Source organism: Pseudomonas sp. PA27(2017), assembly GCF_001945445.1.
Classification (GTDB): Bacteria; Pseudomonadota; Gammaproteobacteria; order Pseudomonadales; family Pseudomonadaceae; genus Aquipseudomonas.
The window spans coordinates 43987-63268 of sequence record NZ_MSXW01000026.1 but is presented as its reverse complement, the minus strand read 5'-3'; the positions used below and the strand labels follow the sequence as shown (position 1 = coordinate 63268).

16 protein-coding genes and 1 pseudogene are annotated in these 19282 nt (G+C 64.9%); 7 read left to right on the top strand and 10 right to left on the bottom strand.

Going from position 1 to position 19282, the window contains the following annotated elements; translation table 11 throughout:
• Nucleotides 1-51: 51 nt before the first annotated feature.
• The 5 genes from lnt to miaB form a co-directional block, all read right to left on the bottom strand.
• The gene (gene lnt / locus BVH06_RS14005; RefSeq protein WP_075934435.1) at nucleotides 52-1569 is read right to left on the bottom strand and encodes an apolipoprotein N-acyltransferase; all 1518 of its coding nucleotides are present in this window, start codon (nucleotides 1567-1569) and stop codon (nucleotides 52-54) included.
• Nucleotides 1570-1624: 55 nt separating this feature from the next.
• Nucleotides 1625-2461: an HlyC/CorC family transporter gene (locus BVH06_RS14000; RefSeq protein WP_075929911.1), complete on the bottom strand. Its 837-nt coding sequence runs from the start codon at nucleotides 2459-2461 to the stop codon at nucleotides 1625-1627.
• Nucleotides 2462-2486: 25 nt separating this feature from the next.
• Entirely contained in the window at nucleotides 2487-2945 is a 459-nt protein-coding gene (gene ybeY / locus BVH06_RS13995) for an rRNA maturation RNase YbeY (RefSeq protein ID WP_075929912.1), read from the bottom strand.
• Nucleotides 2942-3961 (bottom strand): PhoH family protein, encoded by a 1020-nt coding sequence (locus BVH06_RS13990; protein ID WP_075929913.1) that lies wholly within the window; start codon nucleotides 3959-3961, stop codon nucleotides 2942-2944. The genes ybeY and BVH06_RS13990 overlap by 4 nt, the downstream gene beginning before the upstream one ends.
• A gap of 131 nt (nucleotides 3962-4092) precedes the next feature.
• Nucleotides 4093-5427, bottom strand: coding sequence for a tRNA (N6-isopentenyl adenosine(37)-C2)-methylthiotransferase MiaB (gene miaB, locus BVH06_RS13985; RefSeq protein ID WP_075934434.1), 1335 nt, complete (start codon nucleotides 5425-5427; stop codon nucleotides 4093-4095).
• 150 nt (nucleotides 5428-5577) lie between these two features.
• Between miaB and BVH06_RS13980 the strand changes: the two genes are divergently transcribed.
• Nucleotides 5578-5904 carry a DUF1820 family protein gene (locus tag BVH06_RS13980; protein ID WP_070884132.1) on the top strand — a complete coding sequence of 109 codons (327 nt, stop codon included), beginning with the start codon at nucleotides 5578-5580 and terminating at the stop codon, nucleotides 5902-5904.
• Between the two features lie 28 nt (nucleotides 5905-5932).
• Here BVH06_RS13980 and BVH06_RS13975 read toward each other — a convergent pair whose 3' ends face one another.
• The 4 genes from BVH06_RS13975 to BVH06_RS13960 all read right to left on the bottom strand — a co-directional run bounded on the left by BVH06_RS13975 (nucleotide 5933) and on the right by BVH06_RS13960 (nucleotide 9515).
• Nucleotides 5933-6481 carry a tetratricopeptide repeat protein gene (locus BVH06_RS13975; RefSeq protein WP_075929915.1) on the bottom strand — a complete coding sequence of 183 codons (549 nt, stop codon included), beginning with the start codon at nucleotides 6479-6481 and terminating at the stop codon, nucleotides 5933-5935.
• 245 nt (nucleotides 6482-6726) lie between these two features.
• Complete coding sequence (gene hemL, locus BVH06_RS13970; RefSeq protein ID WP_075934433.1) at nucleotides 6727-8016, bottom strand: glutamate-1-semialdehyde 2,1-aminomutase; 1290 nt, start codon at nucleotides 8014-8016, stop codon at nucleotides 6727-6729.
• Nucleotides 8017-8040: 24 nt separating this feature from the next.
• On the bottom strand, nucleotides 8041-8682 hold the full coding sequence (gene thiE, locus BVH06_RS13965; protein ID WP_075929917.1) for a thiamine phosphate synthase: 642 nt from the start codon (nucleotides 8680-8682) through the stop codon (nucleotides 8041-8043).
• Nucleotides 8682-9515, bottom strand: coding sequence for a bifunctional hydroxymethylpyrimidine kinase/phosphomethylpyrimidine kinase (locus BVH06_RS13960; protein WP_075929918.1), 834 nt, complete (start codon nucleotides 9513-9515; stop codon nucleotides 8682-8684). The genes thiE and BVH06_RS13960 overlap by 1 nt, the downstream gene beginning before the upstream one ends.
• 263 nt (nucleotides 9516-9778) lie before the next feature.
• Between BVH06_RS13960 and BVH06_RS13955 the strand changes: the two genes are divergently transcribed.
• The 4 genes from BVH06_RS13955 to BVH06_RS13940 all read left to right on the top strand — a co-directional run bounded on the left by BVH06_RS13955 (nucleotide 9779) and on the right by BVH06_RS13940 (nucleotide 15785).
• On the top strand, nucleotides 9779-10630 hold the full coding sequence (locus BVH06_RS13955; protein WP_075934432.1) for an ABC transporter substrate-binding protein: 852 nt from the start codon (nucleotides 9779-9781) through the stop codon (nucleotides 10628-10630).
• 147 nt (nucleotides 10631-10777) lie between these two features.
• The gene (locus tag BVH06_RS13950) at nucleotides 10778-13180 is read left to right on the top strand and encodes a hybrid sensor histidine kinase/response regulator (protein ID WP_075934431.1); all 2403 of its coding nucleotides are present in this window, start codon (nucleotides 10778-10780) and stop codon (nucleotides 13178-13180) included.
• A 254-nt stretch (nucleotides 13181-13434) separates the two neighbouring features.
• Nucleotides 13435-14811, top strand: a complete 1377-nt coding sequence (locus tag BVH06_RS13945; RefSeq protein WP_075934430.1) for an iron-containing redox enzyme family protein — start codon at nucleotides 13435-13437, stop codon at nucleotides 14809-14811.
• 17 nt (nucleotides 14812-14828) lie between these two features.
• Nucleotides 14829-15785: a class I SAM-dependent methyltransferase gene (locus BVH06_RS13940; RefSeq protein WP_075934429.1), complete on the top strand. Its 957-nt coding sequence runs from the start codon at nucleotides 14829-14831 to the stop codon at nucleotides 15783-15785.
• Nucleotides 15786-15830: 45 nt separating this feature from the next.
• Here the strand turns inward: BVH06_RS13940 and dapC are convergent, their stop codons facing one another.
• Nucleotides 15831-17027: a succinyldiaminopimelate transaminase gene (gene dapC / locus BVH06_RS13935; RefSeq protein ID WP_075934428.1), complete on the bottom strand. Its 1197-nt coding sequence runs from the start codon at nucleotides 17025-17027 to the stop codon at nucleotides 15831-15833.
• A gap of 345 nt (nucleotides 17028-17372) precedes the next feature.
• Here dapC and BVH06_RS26330 point away from each other — a divergent pair.
• Nucleotides 17373-18410, top strand: a pseudogene (locus BVH06_RS26330) (cache domain-containing protein); the annotation flags it as partial.
• Between the two features lie 90 nt (nucleotides 18411-18500).
• Nucleotides 18501-19265, top strand: a complete 765-nt coding sequence (locus tag BVH06_RS26325; protein ID WP_371915295.1) for a methyl-accepting chemotaxis protein — start codon at nucleotides 18501-18503, stop codon at nucleotides 19263-19265.
• Nucleotides 19266-19282 lie beyond the last annotated feature (17 nt).

Here is a 19282-nt window from a genome sequence, read left to right as displayed (position 1 = left end):
GGGTGGGCAGGATGCCGATTCGCATCAGCCCACCACTCAGTTCGACCCTGCTTACTTCGCGTCCCGACGCCGCCGCACCAGCGCCCAGCCGGCCAGCAGGCTGCAGAGAATGATCAGTGGCCACGAGCGCCATTGCAGGTAGGGCGTCAGGTGCTGCATTGGCTGCACCTGGCCGTAGAGCGTGGCCTGTTCGAATTGCGGCAGGCGCTCGGTGATACGCCCGAACGGGTCGATCAGCACGGTCACACCGTTGTTGGTGGCGCGGATCATCCAGCGGCCGGCCTCCAGGGCGCGCATCTGCGCCATCTGCAGATGCTGCAGCGGGCCGATCGACTTGCCGAACCAGGTGTCGTTGCTGACCGTCAGCAGCAGGTCGCTCTGGGCCGCCATCTCGGCGGCGAATTCCGGGTAGACCACTTCGTAGCAGATGAACGTGGCGATGCGGTGCCCCTTGGCTTCGAGCAGCGGCTGGTCGTGCTCGCCGCGGGCGAAGTCGGACATCGGCAGGTCGAAGAAGGCGATCAGCCCGCGCAGCATGTCCTGCAACGGCACGTATTCGCCAAACGGCACCAGGCGCTGCTTGAGGTAATCGCCGCTGCCCTGGCCGATCACGCTGACGGCGTTGTAGTAGCGCATGTCGCCGTCGGCATTGGGCTGGCGGATCGGCACGCCGGTGATCAGTGCGCTTTTCCGGTCGCTGGCGAAGCGATCCATCATGCTCAGGTAGCCGATGGCCTGTTCCTTGAGCACCGGCACCGCGGTCTCCGGCCACACCAGGATATCCACCGGCTTGCTGGCGAAGCTCATGTCGCGGTACAGCGCCAGTTGGGCGTTGAGCTGGGCCGGGTCCCACTTGAGGTTCTGTTCCACGTTGCCCTGAATCGCCGCCACGCTGAGCGGCTCGCCTGCCGGTGCGGTCCAGGCGTGATCCTTGAATGCAGCGCCGAGCAGCCAGGGCGCGATCAGCAGCACCAGCGCCTCGGCCAGTTGTGGCTTGTTGCCGAGCAGGCGCGGCAGGTTGACCAAGAGCGCTGCGCTCAATGCCAGGGCGAACGACAGCAGCCACACGCCGCCAATCGGCGCCAGGCCGGCCATGGGACCGTCGAGCTGGCTGTAGCCGGCATAGAGCCACGGGAAGCCGGTGAGGAACCAGCCGCGAAACGCTTCCTGGGCCACCCACAGCGCAGCGAATGCCAGGGCATCGCCCAATGGCGCGCTGTCGCGGCGCAGGCACAGCGCCCACAGCCAGGTGGCGAGGGCGAAGAACAGGCCCAGACCGGCGACGAAACCCAGGGTCAGGAAGGCGGCCAGCGGCGGTGAGGCCGCGCCGTAGTCGTGGATGCTCACGTAAACCCAGCTAGTGCCCGAGGCGAATAGCCCGAAGCCGTACCACCAGCCGCGCCAGGCCGCCTGGCGCGGCGTCAACGCACGCAGGCCGCGGTAGAGCAGGGCGATGGACAGCAGCGCCAGCGGCCAGATGCCATAGGGCGCCAGCGCCAGGGTGGTCAGCGCGCCGGCCAGCAGGGCGATCAGGTTGCCGGCCCAGCCGGGTTGGAACAGTCGGTTCATCGAGGGACTCACGATAAGGGAGAGCGAACACCCCGCCAGATGGCGGGGTGTCGGGTCAGCGGGCCAGCGGCGTCAGGCGTAGCAGATGCACGCGGCGGCTGTCGGCGTTGAGCACGCGAAAGCGGAACTCGCCGATCACCGTCACTTCGTTGCGCTTGGGCAGATGGCCGAAGGCGCTCATCACCAGGCCGCCAACGGTGTCGAACTCGTCGTCGGAGAAATCGGTGGTGAAGGTTTCGTTGAAGTGATCGATGGGCGTCAGCGCCTTGACCAGGAAGTCGCCACTGGGCAGCGGCTTGACGTAACTGTCTTCCTCGACGTCGTGCTCGTCCTCGATATCACCGACGATCTGCTCCAGCACATCTTCGATGGTCACCAGGCCGGCGACGCCACCGTATTCGTCGATCACCACCGCCATGTGGTTGTGGTTGGCGCGGAACTCGCGCAGCAGCACGTTGAGACGCTTGGACTCGGGCACGAAGGTGGCCGGGCGCAGCATGTCGCGGATGTTGAAGTCAGGCTGATCATTGAGCAGCAACGGCAGCAGATCCTTGGCGAGCAGGATGCCGAGCACGTCGTCGAGGGTTTCGCCGATCACCGGGTAGCGCGAGTGCGCCGCTTCGATGATCACCGGGAGGAATTCCTTGGGGGGCTGGCTGGCCTTGATGGTCACCACCTGGGAGCGCGGCACCATGATGTCGCGAACCTGCAGGTCGGCGACCTGGATGGCGCCTTCGACGATGGCCAGAGCCTCGCTGTCGAGCAGTTTGTTCTGGTGGGCATCACGCAGGACTTCCAGCAGTTCCTGGCGGTTTTTCGGCTCATGAGCAAAAGCCTGGGTCAGTTTGTTCAACCAGGACTTCTGCTCGTTGCTCGATCGGTCTTCGCTCATGGCGTTTTACTCGGGATCCCTATAGTCATTCGTCGCCGGCATACGGGTCGGGATGACCCAGCTCGGCGAGCAGTATTCGTTCCAGGCTTTCCATCTCTTCGGCTTCCGCATCGTCGATGTGGTCGTAGCCCAAAAGATGTAAACAGCCGTGAATCACCAGATGCGCCCAGTGCGCATCCAAGGTCTTGCCTTGCTCGACAGCCTCGCGCTCGACCACTGGCACGCAGATCACCAGATCGCCGAGCAGTGGAATATCGAGTAATTCGTCGGGTACATCGGCCGGGAAGGACAGCACGTTGGTGGCGTAGTCCTTGCCGCGCCAGGTGCGATTGAGCTCGCGGCCTTCCTCTTCGTCCACCAGGCGGATGGTCAGTTCCGAGTCGGCGCTGCGCTGGCGCAGAGCGATCGCGCACCAGGCCTGAAAATCGGCCTGCGCGGGCAGGCGGCCAGCTTCGCTCGCGACCTGCAGATCCAGTTCGATCATGGCTCGGAGCGCGCTCCCGGATCGTTGTCCGCCGGGCGGCGGTCGAACGGCTGGTGGTCGGCATCGAAGCGCTCGTAGGCCTCGACGATGCGCTGCACCAATGGGTGGCGCACCACGTCCTTGGGCAGGAAGTGGGTGAAGCTGATGCCCGGCACGTCCCTGAGCACTTCGATGACGTGCTTGAGGCCGCTCTTGGTGCCGCGCGGCAGGTCGACCTGGGTGACGTCGCCGGTGATCACCGCGGTGGAGCCGAAACCGATACGGGTCAGGAACATCTTCATCTGTTCCATGGTGGTGTTCTGGCTCTCATCGAGAATGATGAAGCTGTTGTTCAGCGTGCGGCCGCGCATGTAGGCCAGCGGAGCGACTTCGATCACCTGCTTCTCGATCAGCTTGGCCACCTGCTCGAAGCCGAGCATCTCGTACAGGGCGTCGTAGAGCGGGCGCAGGTATGGGTCGATCTTCTGCGACAGGTCGCCAGGCAGGAAACCGAGCTTCTCGCCAGCCTCGACCGCCGGGCGCACCAGCAGGATGCGGCGGATCTGCTCGCGCTCCAGGGCGTCCACGGCGGCGGCCACGGCCAGGTAGGTTTTGCCGGTACCGGCCGGGCCGATGCCGAAGTTGATGTCGTGGTCGAGGATCGCCTTGACGTAGCGCTGCTGGTTGGCGCCGCGCGGACGAATCATGCCCTTGCGCGTGCGCAGGGCGACGTCGGTGTGGCTGCTGGGGCTGTTGAGTTCCTCGATACCCGATTCCTGCAGGAACAGGTGCACCATGTCAGGCGAAAGTTCGGTGCTGTCGGTTTCACGGTACAGGCGGCGCAGCAGGTTCTCGGCAGACAGGGTCTGGCCGGCCTCGCCAAGCAGCTCGAACTGGTTGCCGCGGTTGCGGATCTCGATGCCCAGGCGCGATTCGATCAGGCGCAGGTGCTCGTCGAATTGCCCGCTGAGGTTGGCGAAGCGCTTGGCTTCGAAGGGCTCGAGGGTGAAGCGATGAGGTGTCGAGGTGGTATTCAAGGTCGTTTTAAGGCCGCCGTCGGCTGAATGGAAGGGAGAGAATAGCGCTAGCCAGGGACGAGTGAAAGCGCGGCTGACCGCCGCGCTGCACCTGGCGCGTCATCACGATATGCGGACAGCCGGCTGATTGTTCAATGACGTTCGATGAGTGTGCCGCGTAAGGAGTGCGGAAGCGCCTCGTCGATATGCACGTCGACGAACTGGCCGATCAGGCGCGGGTTGTCGCACGGGAAGTTGACGAAGCGGTTGTTCTCGGTCTTGCCCTGCAGCTTGCCCGGGTCCTTTTTCGAGAAGTCGCTGACCAGGATGCGCTGCACGCTGCCGACCATGCGCCGGCTGTTCTCGAAGCCCTGCTGGTTGAGGCGGTTCTGCAGGATCTGCAGGCGCTGCTTCTTGACCTCCTCCGGGGTGTCGTCGACCAGATCGGCTGCCGGCGTGCCCGGGCGCGAGCTGTAGACGAAGGAGTAGGAGAAGTCGAAGCCGACGTCCTGCACCAGCTTCATGGTCTGTTCGAAGTCCTTTTCGGTCTCGCCGGGGAAGCCGATGATGAAGTCCGAGCTGATGACGATGTCCGGCACCGCCGCCTTGAGCTTGCGGATGCGCGACTTGTATTCCAGCGCGGTGTGGTTGCGCTTCATGGCCGCCAGGATGCGGTCCGAGCCCGACTGCACCGGCAGGTGCAGGAATTTCACCAGTTCGGGGATTTCGGCGTGGGCCTTGATCAGCGCGTCGGAGAATTCCAGCGGGTGGCTGGTGGTGTAGCGGATGCGGTCGATGCCGTCGACGGCCGCCACCAGATACAGCAGTTCGGCGAAGTCGGCGATGCCGCCATCACGGGTTTCGCCGCGGTAGCCGTTGACGTTCTGGCCCAGCAGGGTCACTTCGCGCACGCCGTTCTCGGCCAGGTGGATGATTTCGCCAAGCACGTCGTCCAGCGGGCGACTGACTTCCTCACCGCGGGTGTAGGGCACCACGCAGAAGGTGCAGTACTTGCTGCAGCCTTCCATCACCGAAACGAAGGCGCTGGGGCCATCCACGCGCGGCTCGGGCAGGCGATCGAACTTCTCGATCTCTGGGAAGGAAATGTCCACCTGGGCGGTCTTGGTCACCCGTGCGGCGTCGATCATCTCCGGCAAGCGGTGCAGGGTTTGCGGGCCGAACACCACATCGACGTAGGGCGCACGGTCACGGATCGCCGCGCCTTCCTGGCTGGCCACGCAGCCGCCGACGCCGATCACCAGATCGGGGTTCTCCAGCTTCAGCTCGCGCCAGCGGCCAAGCTGGGAGAACACCTTGTCCTGGGCCTTTTCGCGGATCGAACAGGTATTGAGCAGGATGACGTCAGCGTCTTCCGGCCGATCGGTGACTTCCAGGGCCTGATGCTCGCCCAGCAGGTCGACCATGCGCGAGCTGTCGTACTCGTTCATCTGGCAACCGTGGGTTTCGATATAGAGCTTCTTGGTCATGGCGATTCGTCGGCGGTGAAAAAATGACCGCGGATTATAGGTGGGTTGGCCGTTCGAGGCCACAGGCGCAGGACGGGAGGGGCGACGAGGCGATGCAGCGGCGTGCTAAGATTCGCGCCCTTTCATAGCACAGCCAGCCGTTCGTTACCCATGACCAAGCGCGACCCCATCTACAAGGTGATCTTTCTCAATCAGGGCCAGGTGTACGAGATGTACGCCAAGCAGATCTTCCAGAGCGATCTGTGGGGGTTCCTGGAAATCGAGGAGTTCGTATTCGGTGAGCGCTCGCAACTGGTGGTCGACCCCAGCGAAGAGAAGCTCAAGGCGCAGTTCGACGGGGTAGTGCGCAGCTTCGTGCCGATGCATTCGATCGTGCGGATCGACGAGGTCGAGCGCCTGGGTACGCCAAAGATCAGCGAGGCCAAGGGCGGCGGCAACGTCATGCCATTTCCGATGCCGCCCTTGCCGGAAAAGTGAGAGGCGAAAAGCGCCGCTGATCGATTGATTACTTGAGTGGGGCGAAGGGCGACAGGCTGTCGGCAGCCTGTAGCTCCTGCAGGTAATTGCGGAAGATCTGCCCCAGCACCTGGGTGGCGACTTCCTGCTCGGCGCGGGGCATCTGCATGGCCACTTCGTCAGCACCGTCCATCGCTTCGTCCGAGCCGTTGACCGCGGCCATCTTCAGCACGATGTAGGCCTGCACGTTGTTGGCTGCCACGCCTTCGCCACGAAAGAACATCATGCCCAGGCGATATTGCGCCTGGGCATGGCCCTGCAGGGAGGCGTGTTCGAACCAGCTCAGCGCCTGGGGCAGGTCGCGTTCGCCGGAGCGGCCTTCGTAGTAGAATTCACCCAGCTCGTACTGAGCCTGCGCATCGCCACCTTCGGCGCTCTGTTGGCAGGCTTGCAGCGCGGCGGGCAGGTCTTCGGCGGCGACGTTGAGCGAGCAGCTCCCGGTCGCCGGGATCAGCAATGAGTTTCCATCCGCCACGCCGAGCGTTGGCAGCAGGAGCAACAGGCAGCCCAGGGACAGGGTGCGGCCGGTGCGCTTCATGAAGATCCGGATACCTCGACAGGCTGACAGGTGGATGGATGACGAAGCCAATTGGGCTCGGCATCACATTATGAAATAAGCGACACCGTTCTTACAAAGTGTTTGCCGGCTTTTCTGCCCCAAGCTGGCGCAAGGGCAGTCGCTACCGGTGCCCGATAGAGTGCGTCGATGCGCGGCGGTGGCCTACCAGAGAACCATTCGGGCCACCTGCCGTTCACCTCAGGCGCCGAACGGCGCCACTTCGCTCACGCCTGCTTGAGGGCCGCGAAGGCGCGCTCGGCCGCGTCCAGGGTCAGTTTCAGCTCGGCTTCGCCATGGGCGATGGAGGTGAAACCGGCCTCGAAGGCGCTCGGTGCCAGGTACACGCCACCGTCGAGCATCAGGTGGAAGAAGCGCTTGAAGCGCTCGGCGTCACTGGCCATCACGTCATCGAAAGTAACGATATCGTCGGCGCCGCTGAAGTACAGACCGAACATGCCGCCTGCCTGGGTGGTGACGAACGGGATGCCGGCGGCATCGGCGCGATCCTGCAGGCCCTGCAGCAGGCGACTTGTGTAGTCGGCGAGCTCGGCGTGGAAGCCCGGGCGGCTGATCAGTTTCAGGGTGGTCAGGCCAGCGGCCATGGCCAGCGGATTACCCGACAGCGTACCGGCCTGGTAGACCGGGCCGAGCGGCGCGATGCGCTCCATGATCGCGCGCTTGCCACCGAAGCAACCCACCGGCATGCCGCCGCCGACGATCTTGCCGAAGGTCGACAGGTCCGGGGTGACGCCGTAGTGGGCCTGAGCGCCGCCGAGGGCGACGCGGAAACCGGTCATCACTTCGTCGAAGATCAGCACCACGCCGTGCTGGTCGCACTGCTCGCGCAGGCCTTCGAGGAAGCCCGGCGCTGGCGGCACGCAGTTCATGTTGCCGGCCACCGGTTCGACGATGATGCAGGCGACGGTCTGGCCGACTTCGCTCAGGGTCTTTTCGACCGCGGCGATATCGTTGAACGGCAGGGTCAGGGTGTGCTTGGCGAAATCCGCCGGTACACCCGCCGAACTGGGTACGCCCTGGGTCAGCAGGCCGGAGCCGGCCTTGACCAGCAGGCTGTCGGAGTGGCCGTGGTAGCAGCCTTCGAACTTGATGATCGCGTCGCGGCCGGTGTAGCCGCGGGCCAGGCGGATGGCGCTCATCGTCGCTTCGGTGCCCGAGCTGACCATGCGCACCATCTCCATGGACGGCACGATCGAGCAGACCAGGTCGGCCATCTCGGTTTCCATGGCGGTCGGCGCGCCGTAGGACAGGCCGTGGTCGAGCTGGCGGCGCACGGCGTCGAGCACGTCCGGGTGGCTATGGCCGAGGATCATCGGGCCCCAGGAGCCGACGTAGTCGACGTAGCGCTTGTCGTCTTCATCGGTGACGTAGGCGCCTTCGGCGTGCTTGAAGAACAGTGGCGTGCCGCCCACGCTCTTGAAGGCGCGCACGGGCGAGTTCACACCGCCGGGAATGTGTTTCTGGGCGTTGGCGAATAGCGTTTCGGAGCGGGACATTGGGGTCTCCTGAAAAAAGGTCAGTCAGTTCGATTCGAACAGGGCGCTGAAGGCACGCGCGCGATGCTCGACCTCGGCGGGTGAATCGGCGGCGAACAAGGCGTGGATCACGGCGATCATGCTGGCGCCACGTTCGATCAGCGGGGCGGCGTTGTGCAGGTCGACGCCGCCGATGGCGACGATCGGCAGGGCCACGCGGGCTTTGGCGGCCTCGAGCAGATCCAGCGTGGCGGCTGGGGCGCCGGGTTTGGTCAGTGAATTGAAGAAGCGGCCGAAGGCCACGTAGCTGGCGCCTTCGCCGGCCGCCTGTTCGGCCAGGGCGAGTTGGGCGTGGCAGGTGCCGCCAATGATCGCCTGGCGGCCGAGCAGGGCGCGGGCTGCTGCCAGCGAACCGTCCTGCTGGCCGAGGTGCAGGCCGACGCCAAGGCGCGCCGCCAGTTCGGCGTCGTCATTGATGATCAGTTCGGCGCCGTGGTTTTCGCACAGCGTACGCAGTGCCTCGGCTTCGCGCAGGCGGCGTGCTTCGTCGGTGGACTTGTCGCGGTATTGCAACAGTCGTGCGCCACCGGCCAAAGCGGCCTCTACATAGGGCAGCAGCTTGCCGCCGGCGAGCAATTGGCTGTCGGTAATCGCGTAGAGGCCGCGCAGTTTGCCGTGCGTGGCCATCAGTTGAGATCCAGTGGCAGGCGGCGCGGCACGAACTGGCCGCGCCCTGGCTGTTCGGCATCGCGCAGGGTGCGCCAGGTGTAATCCAGGGCGGTCTGCACGGCGCCGATCAGATCCTGACCGAGGGCCAGGCGGCCGGCCAGGGTGCTGGCCAGGGTGCAGCCCGAGCCATGGTAGCTGCCGGGCAGGCGTGGGCAGGTGAAATCATGGCGGCTGCCGTCGCGCAGGTACAGGCGGTTATGGACCTCGCTTTCGTCGCCGTGACCGCCGGTGATCAGCAAGTGCTCGATATGGGGCAGCAGCTTTTCAGCGCACTGGTCAGCGTTGCCATCGGGCAGCTCGGCGAGAATGCGCGCCTCGGGCAGATTCGGCGTGGCGATGGTGGAGGCGGCGAACAGGCGTTCGCGCATGGCGTAGCCGACATCCTCCTTGCCCAGGGCGCCGCCGCCGCCAGCGCGCAGCACCGGATCGCAGACCAGTGGGATACCGGGCAGCTTGGCCATGATCATGAGCACGGTGTCGACCATCTCCACCGAGCCGAGCATACCCAGCTTGACCGCGGCCACCGGCATGTCGGCGATCACCGCATGGGCCTGGGCCAGTACCCAGTCGCGGTCGAGCACTCGGAAGTCGCTGACGTCGACGGTGTCCTGCACGGTCAGCGCGGTGACTGCCGGGGCTGCGTGGCAGCCTTGGGCGAGCAGCGCTTCGATGTCGGCCTGCAGGCCGGCGCCGCCGCTCGGGTCGTGACCGGACAGGCACAGCACCACGGGGCGCGATGGAGCGAGGCGGGCGGTGCTGCGGGGGTAATCGGGGAGGCCAAAGTCGATCATCTGTGTCGCGGGTTCCGGTTTACGGGTACGGCGGTGGCCGCGGTACCGGGTTGATCGGGCTCGCACCGGCACATGGCAGGCGGCATTTGGATGGGGCGCGAGCTTATCATTTTATGGGCGGCGATGAGGCCAGGCCGGTTCGGCGGTCGGGGCACCGGGCACGCGATGGTCTTGAGGCCCGCCAGGGGTGTTTGTAGGATGGCCTTGCCCGCGGATCGCGAGGCCTGCACTTTTACGTATCGACAGGGAAGAAGGCGCCTGACATGAACAATCTGTTGCGTGGCGTCTCATTGTCGCTTTGCCTGCTGGCGGGCCTCGCCCAGGCCGAGCCGCGGGTGGTGGCGCTGAGCTGGGAGGCCACCGAGCATCTGCTCAAACTCGACATCACGCCGGTCGCCGTGGCCGATGCCGATCGGTATCGCGCCCAGGTGGCACGCCCGCCGTTGCCGGCTGAGGTACCCAGCGCAGGGCCGCAGCGTGCGCCCGATCTCGAGCGGGTGGCGGCACTCAAGCCGGACCTGATCGTCATCGGCGAGCCGCTGGAAGGCATGCGCGACAAGTTGGCGCGCATCGCCCCCGTCACCGCCTATGGCAGCCCGTCCCAGGAGCACGACAGTTATCTGGTCGCCCGTGACGACTACCTGGCGCTGGCCCAGCGCTTCGGCCGTGAGGATCACGCGCTGCGCGAACTGGCGGCCATGCAGGTGCAGGTCGATGAGCTGCATCGCCAACTGGTCGAGCACTTTCGCGGTCGATTGCCCAAGGTGGCGGTGATCCGTTTCAAATCGGCGAGCACGGTTCGCGTCGACGGCGGCGACTCGATGATCGACCACGCCCTGCAGCAACTGCATCTGCAGCCTGCCTACCCGCAGCCGCGTGAGGCGCTGTTACCGGTGCAGGCCCTGGCGAGCATCGAGGAGGGCGTGGTGCTGTACATCGAGCCGTTCGCCGGGCAGGCGCAGCTGTTCGCGACGCGCGAGTGGCGGGCCATGCCGTTCGTGCGTGCCGACCGTTTCGCGGCGATGCCCGATACCTGGGCCCACGGCGGGGTGTTTTCCATCCAGTATCTGGCCGAGGCCATCACCAAGGCGCTGTTGAGCCTGCCGGCGCCCTGACCTGACGTTTGGTCGTCATCGCCCTTGCGATGCGCAAGCCAGAACCCTAGAGTTGCCGGCATTCATATGTCGAGCTGTGAACGGCGTTGTCATCTCGAAGGCGTGGGGCCTTCCGATATCGCATAACATGGTCATCTGCGGGGCTGCATGCGTTCTTTCCTGATCCTTCTTCTGGCGCTTTGCCCGTTGCTGGCCAGTGCGGCCGGGCCGGCGGTCTTCGACGAGCGCACTCGCGTCCTACCGCTCGGCGAGCACATCGCGGTATTCGAGGACGTGCGCGGCGACAAGAGCATCGACGACGTGACCTCCAGCGCCCTGCAGGGTAGCTTCCGGCAGCACGACAAGGCAGTGTTGAATGCCGGCTACTCGCGTTCGGCATTCTGGTTGCGCATCGACCTTCGGTACCAGCCTCGCGGCGCGGCCAGCGTCAACCCGCAGAGCTGGCTGCTGGAACTGGCCTACCCGCCGCTGGATCATCTGGAACTCTATGAAGAGGGTGCCGATGGCCGCTTTCGCTTAACTCATCGCACCGGCGATGCATTGCCGTTCTCCAGCCGCGAGATCCGCCAGAACAACTACCTGTTCGCCCTCGAGTTCCAGCCCGAGCAGGTGCGCCGCGTCTACCTGCGCCTGGAAAGCCAGGGTTCGATCCAGGCGCCGCTGAGCCTGTGGTCGCCAGCCGCCTACCTGGAAGAACAGCCGGCGCGTATCTATGTGCTGGGCATCATCTACGGCGTGTTGCTGGTGATGGCGATCTACAACCTGTTCATCTTCATCAGCGTGCGGGACACCAGCTACCTCTATTACATCTTCTACATCGCCTCGTTCGGGTTGTATCAGGTGTCGGTAAATGGGGCCGGCATCGAGTTCTTCTGGCCGGACAATCCCTGGTGGGCCAACACCGCCACGCCGTTTCTGATCGGCGCCACGGCGCTGTTCGGCTGCCAGTTCGCGCGCAGCTTCCTGCACACCCGCGAGCACAGCCCGTGGGTCGACCGCAGCCTGTTGCTGCTGATGCTCTGGGGTGCCCTGGTGATGGTGCTGGCGCTGTGCGTCAGTTATGCCCTGTCGTTGCGCCTGGCCACGGTGCTGGCCCTGGTGTTCACTCTGGTGGTGCCGATCGCCGGCGCACTGGCCTGGTGGCGCGGCATGCGGGTGGCGCGATATTTCCTGATCGCCTGGGCGGCATTCCTGCTCGGCGGGGTGGTCAATACGCTGATGGTGCTCGGCTACCTGCCCAACGTGTTCCTGACCATGTACGCCAGCCAGATCGGCAGTGCCATCGAGGTGGCGCTGCTGTCCCTGGCCCTGGCCGACCGTATCAACGGCATGAAAGAGGAGCGCGCGCGCATCCTGCAGAGCGCCAGCGCAAAGCTGGAGATGCTCAACCACGAACTGGCCGACAGCAACCGCCTCAAGGATGACTTCCTGGCCACCGTCACCCACGAGCTGCGCACGCCGATGAACGGCGTGATCGGCTCGCTGGAACTGATGCAGACCCTGCGTCTGGACCCCGAGGTCGAGCAATATCAGAAGACCGCGACCCGTTCTGCGCGGGACATGATGCAGATGGTCAACGACATTCTGGCGCTCACCGAACTGCAGGCCGGCCGGCTCTATCCGCGGCGGGAAACCTTCAGCCTGCGCGGGCTGCTCGACGGCTTGTGCGCGAACTTCGAGGGCCGGGCCCGCGCCAAGGGGCTGGACTTCAAGCTGGACCTCGACGAGCGTCTGCCCGATACCGTCGAGGGCGACGGGCAGAAGTTGGCGCAGGCGCTGGGCTACCTGCTCGATAACGCCATCAAGTTCACCGCAGTGGGTAAGGTTCGCCTGCGCGTGCGCAGCAATGCTCAGGTCGCGGACAGCCTGCCGCTGAGCTTCGAGGTGATCGATGCCGGCATCGGTCTGGAGAACGTCCGCGAGACCGACCTGTATCGGCGTTTTCATCAGCTCGACACTTCGATGACCCGTGAATACGGCGGCTTGGGCATCGGCCTGAGCATCTGCCGGCAACTGGTCGATCTACTGGGCGGCAGTCTCGCCTACGAGCCCAATCGCGCCGGAGCGGGCGGCAGCATCTTCCGCCTCGATCTCTCGCTGGCACTACCTGTAAAGACGCTCGCCGAAGAACCCACCGTGCGGCGTAGCGCCGGCACGGCGGTGCGTGCGCCCGAGCAGTGCACGGTGCTGGTGGTCGAGGATAACGCCATCAACCAGTTGGTGATTCGCGGCATGCTGCTCAAGCTCGGTTACCGCGTGCGCACCGCGGATAACGGCAACGAGGCATTGGAGTGCCTGCAGCGCGAGGCCATCGACGCGGTGCTGCTCGATTGCCAGATGCCGGTGATGGACGGCTTCGCCACTTGCCGCGCCATACGTCAGTTGCCGGCGTGTACCGCGTTACCGGTGCTGGCGATCACTGCCCACAGCCAGTCAGGGGATCGTGAGCGGTGCCTGGCGGCCGGGATGAGCGATTACCTGGCCAAACCGGTGAAATTCGACGAACTGCGCGTGCTGCTGCACGATTGGGTGCTGTGCCGCACGGTTTGACAGGGTCAATTACCCGCTCATAGCTACCAATCTCCAGAAAACCTGATGATGAAGCCAGGCGAGCGTTGCTCGGCCTGGCTTTTTCGTGCCTGAGGCAATGGGCTAGCTGCCGCTGATCCTTCAGGTTGAATCTTTTATCGCGCGCCATTCTCCCTATTCCATAAGGCCATGGCGCGTCGCCGGCCATTCCAAGAATCGTTTGAGCGCCACCTCGTTTCACGGCGCCTCCGAACTGCCCACGCAAGGCCCCGACCATGACGACTTTGATGCCGATTTTCACCACGCCCAGCCAGCGCTGCAATTTTCTCCAGGCCGGCCCGGCACGCGTGCTGTACGAGCGACTGATGCAGCCCGAACTGGACGAGGGGGCGTTAGGCGAGGCGCGCAGCTTTCTGGATGGCCAGCTGGCCAAGACCCAGGAGCTGCCTTGTGACGTTCCCACCCAGCCCGAGGCGCTGCTCGACTGGATGCGTACCGCCGCCCAGCGCACCACCGAGGCCTATGGGCAATATTTGCAGGCGCGACGCCAGGGCGCGCCGCGGCGCTATTTCCGCAATCGAGCCCATGCCCTGTATTTTCTACGCCATGTCGCGCCCACCAAACTGGTCGACGGCGCCTGGCTATACGGGCTGTTGCGGCATTGGCAGGAGCAGCGCTTGCGGCCGTTGCTGCGCACTTATCTCGAAGAACTGGGCGACGGCGTTCCCGTCATGAATCATGTTGTGCTGTACAAGCAGCTACTGGCCCAGCACGGTTGCGACGAGTTGGCCGAACTGGAAGACGGGCATTTTCTGCAGGGCGCCCAGCAACTGGCGCTCGGTCATCTGGCCGATGATTACCTGCCTGAAGTGATCGGCTACAACCTGGGCTACGAGCAGTTGCCACTGCATCTGCTGATCACTAGCTATGAGCTGACCGAGCTGGATATCGACCCCTATTATTTCCAGCTGCACGTGACCATCGACAACGCCAGCACCGGCCATGCCCAGAAAGCCGTGCAGGCCGTGCTGGAAAATCTGCCGCTGGTCGGCGATCGCGAGGACTTCTACCGCCGCGTGATCCGCGGCTATCAGCTCAACGAGCTGGGCATCGGCTCTACGGCAGTGATCGCCGCTTTCGATCTCGAGGACGAAGTCTGCGCCATGCTCGAGCGCAAGCGTGAAGTGGCTACCCAGGTGCACTCCGATTACTGCCGAATCGAGGGGCGTACCGTCAACGAATGGCTCAGCGAGCCCGGCCAGGTGCGCGCCTTTCTCGAGGCACTTCAGAAGCGTGGCTGGATTCGCCGTGATGAAGACCCCCAGAACAGTCGTTTCTGGCAGTTGGTGCAGGGCGATCGCGCGGCCATGTTCGGGGTGTTCAGCAGCTACGAACAGCAATTGCTGCACGACTGGATCGCTGATAGCTGGGCACCCGCACGGGGTCGTGGTCGGCCGCGTCGCCGCCCGGCAGCGGCCAGCACCGAGCAGGCCGGGGGCCTGGATGATGAAGCGCAGGCGCTGCACGCCGCACTTCGTGCTCTGCCGCCTCAGCAGCAGGCCAGCAAGCTGATCGGGCTGATGTCGCCCGCCAGCCACTTCACGCCGGCAGGCTTGCTGGCCACACGGCTGTTCAACGCTTATCTCCAATAACCATGTCCGGGGCATCGATGCATAGCGAGCAGAACACCGCACAACGGCAGGCACTTTTGAGCCTTGGTCAGGCCCTCGGGCAACAGGGCTATCGATTCACCACCGGTACGCCGTTGACCCACGAGCGGGTCAACGCCCGTGCCGAAAACCGGCAGGCGCAGGATCTGGCAGGTGTGTTCGGATGGAGCAGGCCGTTCGAGGCACAGGTGGTGGGTGGCGAGTTGCTCGAGCTGATGCGCGTGGGCGGCGTCTTGCAGTCGCAGGGCCATCAGCTGTCCAGCGCAGTACGTTGGTCAAGCCTCGGTGACAATCTGTTCGTGCATTCGGGTTACCCGACCGTACAGGCCGACGCCGTGTTCTTCGGGCCGGATACGTATCGCTTCGTGCGCGCCATCGACGCCTTTCTCGCCACGCCCTCGACTGCGACCGTATCGCGGGCCGTGGATATCTGCTGCGGCGCAGGGCCGGGCGCCCTGTGCATCGCCCAGGCGAGGCCCGCCGCCGAGGTGCTGGCGGTGGACATCAACCCGCGGGCGCTGGAATTCACCCGAATCAATACAGCGCTGGCCGGGGTGGACAACGTCGAGGCGCAATACAGCGATCTGTTGAAAAACGTCGACGGCCAGTTCGACCTGATCGTCGCCAATCCGCCCTACATGCTCGATGCCGACAGCCGTGCCTATCGCGATGGCGGTGGTGAATTGGGCGCCGGGCTTTCCAAGGCGATCGTCGAAGCATCGATTGGCCGCTTGGCACCAGGTGGCAGCCTGTTGCTGTACACCGGCGTGGCGATGACCGCGGCAGGCGACCCATTTCTGGCTTATATCGAGCGCACCCTGGGCGATGCGTCGCTGGCCTGGCGTTACGAAGAAGTGGATCCGGACGTGTTCGGCGAGGAATTGCTCAAGCCCGGCTACGAGCAGGTCGAGCGCATTGCGGCGGTGGTGCTGACCGTTACCCGTACGGCAGGTTGACGGCGTGGCGCTGAGGGCCTTCGCTTGCCCTCAGCACCCCACGTATCAGGTGTTTTCGATGAAGCGGCGAATGCGCTGCGCCGCCTCCACGCATTCCGCCAGTGGTGCGACCAGCGCCATGCGCACGCGCCCGGCGCCCGGGTTGAAGCCATCCACGTCGCGAGACAGGTACGAGCCCGGCACCACGGTGACGTGTTCCTTGGCGAACAGCGCGCGGGTGAATTCGGCATCATCGCCTGGTGTCCTGGCCCACAGGTAGAAGCCCCCGTCAGGGCGCTGCACGTCCATCACGCCTTCGAGGATCGCCAGCACGGCATCGAATTTTTCGCGGTACAGGTCGCGGTTGGCGCGCACGTGCTCTTCGTCCTGCCAGGCTGCGATGCTGGCCAGCTGGGTTTGCACCGGCATGGCGCAGCCATGGTAGGTGCGGTACAGCAGGAAGGCCTTGAGAATCTCCGCATCACCGGCCACGAACCCCGAGCGCAGGCCCGGCAGGTTGGAGCGCTTGGACAGGCTGTGGAACACCACGCAACGCTTGAAATCACTGCGGCCCAGCTCTGCGCAGGCGGTCAGCAGGCCGGCAGGTGGATTTTGCTCATCGAAATACAGCTCGCTGTAGCACTCGTCGGCGGCAATCACGAAGTCGTACTGGTCGGCCAGGGCGATCAGCTTCTTCAGGGTCTCCAGCGGGATCAGGGCGCCGGTCGGGTTGCCCGGCGAGCACAGGAAGAGAATCTGGCAGCGTTGCCAGACGTCGGGCGCCACGGCGTCGAAGTCCGGGTTGAAGCCATGTTCCTGCAGGCACGGCAGGTAATGGGGCTGGGTGCCGGCGAGCAGCGCTGCGCCTTCGTATATCTGGTAGAACGGATTGGGGCTGACCACCAGTCTGTCCACATCGCGCTGCGCTACGGTCTGGGTAAAGGCGAACAGCGCTTCGCGAGTGCCGTTGACCGGCAGCACGTGGCGGGCGGCGTCCAGCCAGCCGGCCGGTACCTTGAAGCGTCGCTCGCACCAGGCGGCGATGGCTTCGCGCAACGCCGCAATACCCAGGGTGGTCGGGTAGACCGCCATCTGGTCGAGGTTGTCGGTCAGGGCCTGGGCGACGAAAGCCGGCGAACGGTGCTTGGGTTCGCCGATCGACAGGGCGATGGGCGAGCGATCCGCAGCGGGGGCGACGCCGGCGAGCAGGGCACGCAGTTTCTCGAAGGGGTAGGGCTGCAGCTGGGCGAGGGCGTGGTTCATGATGATCCGACGGGTCCTTTGTGAGGCGACGACAAAGTTGTCGACACTAGCACGTGGGCCGGCCGAGGAAAATTGCTTATCGGTGCGACAGGCGTTTACCGGCCGATGGAGTCGTAAACACGCGGCGAGTCGCCTGTTAGCAGGCAATGGATTGGCAGCTATCGATCCGGGCGGAATTGGTCAGCGAAAACGCGCGTGCGGCGCTCAAGAGCGCGCTTTCCCGTCGCCATTATTTTGGCTGACGCGGTGGTCAGATTTTTCATCAGACACGCTAAAGACGCACCGCTTCGGGTCGATAGCCTGTGGGTAATCCCTCCCGGCATCCCTTTCAGCGAGAGCTCCTTCATGCGCACCCTCAAATTCAGCCACAAGATCATGCTGGCTGCTTCCCTGGTGGTCATTGCGGCCTTCGCATCCTTCGCGCTGTACAACGACTACCTGCAGCGCACGTCGATTCGCGACAACCTGGCCAACTACCTCAACGATGTTGGCCAGGTTTCCACCGGCAACATCCAGCACTGGCTCTCCGGGCGCATGCAGTTGCTCGACAATCTGGCCGAGTCGGTGCAGGACGACAGCTCGCCAGCGCCGCTGGCCAGAAACCTGCAGCACCGCAGCGTCGCCTCGGCTTTTCTGTATGCCTACTACGGCCAGAACGACGGCACCTACACCCAGTTTCCGCCCAGCGAGCTGCCGGCCGGCTACGATCCGCGTCAGCGCCCCTGGTACAAAAGTGCCGCGGGCAGCAGTGGCCCGGGCCTGACCGAGCCCTACCTGGCAGCCGACCCGCGTGACGGCCTGCTGATCACCATCACCCGTCCGGTCAGCGTCGGCGGCACGCTGCAAGGCGTGGTCGGCGGTGACCTCAAGCTGCAGACCATCGACGACATCCTCAACTCCTTCGACCTGGGCGGCATGGGGTATGCCTTCCTCGTCGACGACAAGGGCACGGTGTTCGTTCACCCGGACAAGAGCCTGGTGCTGAAGAAACTCGCCGACCTGTTCCCGAGCGGTGCGCCGCGCCTGGAGCCCGGCCTGCAGGACGTTTCGGCTGCCGACGGCAGTGCGCGCATCGTCACCTTCCTGCCGGTGCAGGGCCTGGCAGGCGTGCGCTGGTACGTCGGCCTGTCGGTCGACGAGGGCAAGGCGTTCGCGGCGCTGCATGAGTTCCGCATCTCGGCGCTGACCTCCACGGTCATCGGGGTGATCGCCATCCTGCTGCTGCTCGGTGCCCTGATCCGCATCCTGCTGCGCCCGCTGCACGTGATGAGCCATGCCATGAGCGGCATCGCCGAGGGCGAGGGCGATCTGACCCAGCGCTTGAAGATCGACTCGGGCGACGAATTCGGCGAACTGGCCGGGGCCTTCAACCGTTTCGTCGAACGCATCCACGAGTCGATCCGCGAGGTAGCGTCGGCCACCCGCGAGGTGCATGCCCGGGTCAGCACCGTGGTGCAGGCATCCAACGCGTCCATGGGCAACTCCAGCGAGCAGGCCGCGCGCACCGACAGCGTCGCTGCGGCGATCAACGAGCTTGGCGCCGCTGCCCAGGAAATCGCCCGCAACGCCGCCGATGCGTCGGTGCAGGCCAGCGAGGCGCGTCGCGATGCCGAAGAAGGTCAGGGCATGGTCGAGCGCACCCTGGGTTCGATGGGCGACCTGTCGGACAAGATCCAGGCATCGGGCAGCCATATCGAACTGCTGAGCGAGAAGAGCAACGACATTGGCCAGATCCTCGATGTCATCAAAGGCATTTCCGAGCAGACCAACCTGCTGGCGCTCAACGCGGCCATCGAAGCGGCGCGCGCCGGCGAGGCGGGCCGCGGTTTCGCCGTGGTGGCCGACGAAGTGCGCAACCTGGCCCAGCGTACGCAAAGCTCGGCACAGGAAATCCAGCAGATGATCGAGCAGTTGCAGGCCGGCGCCCGCGACGCCGTGGCGACCATGGGCGAGAGCCGCCGCTTCAGCGACGACAGCGTGCGCATCGGCGGCCAGGCCGGTGAGAACCTGCGTGGTGTGACCCGCCGAATCGGCGAGATCGATGGCATGAACCAGTCCGTGGCCACCGCCACCGAAGAGCAGACCTCGGTGATCGAAAGCCTGAACATGGACATCACCGAGATCAACACGCTGAACCAGGATGGAGTACGCAACCTGCAGGCCAGCCTGAGTGCCTGTACCGAGCTGGATCAGCAGGTCGGGCGGCTCAAGCAACTGGTGGACAGCTTCCGGATCTGATCTGGTGACCACCGGGC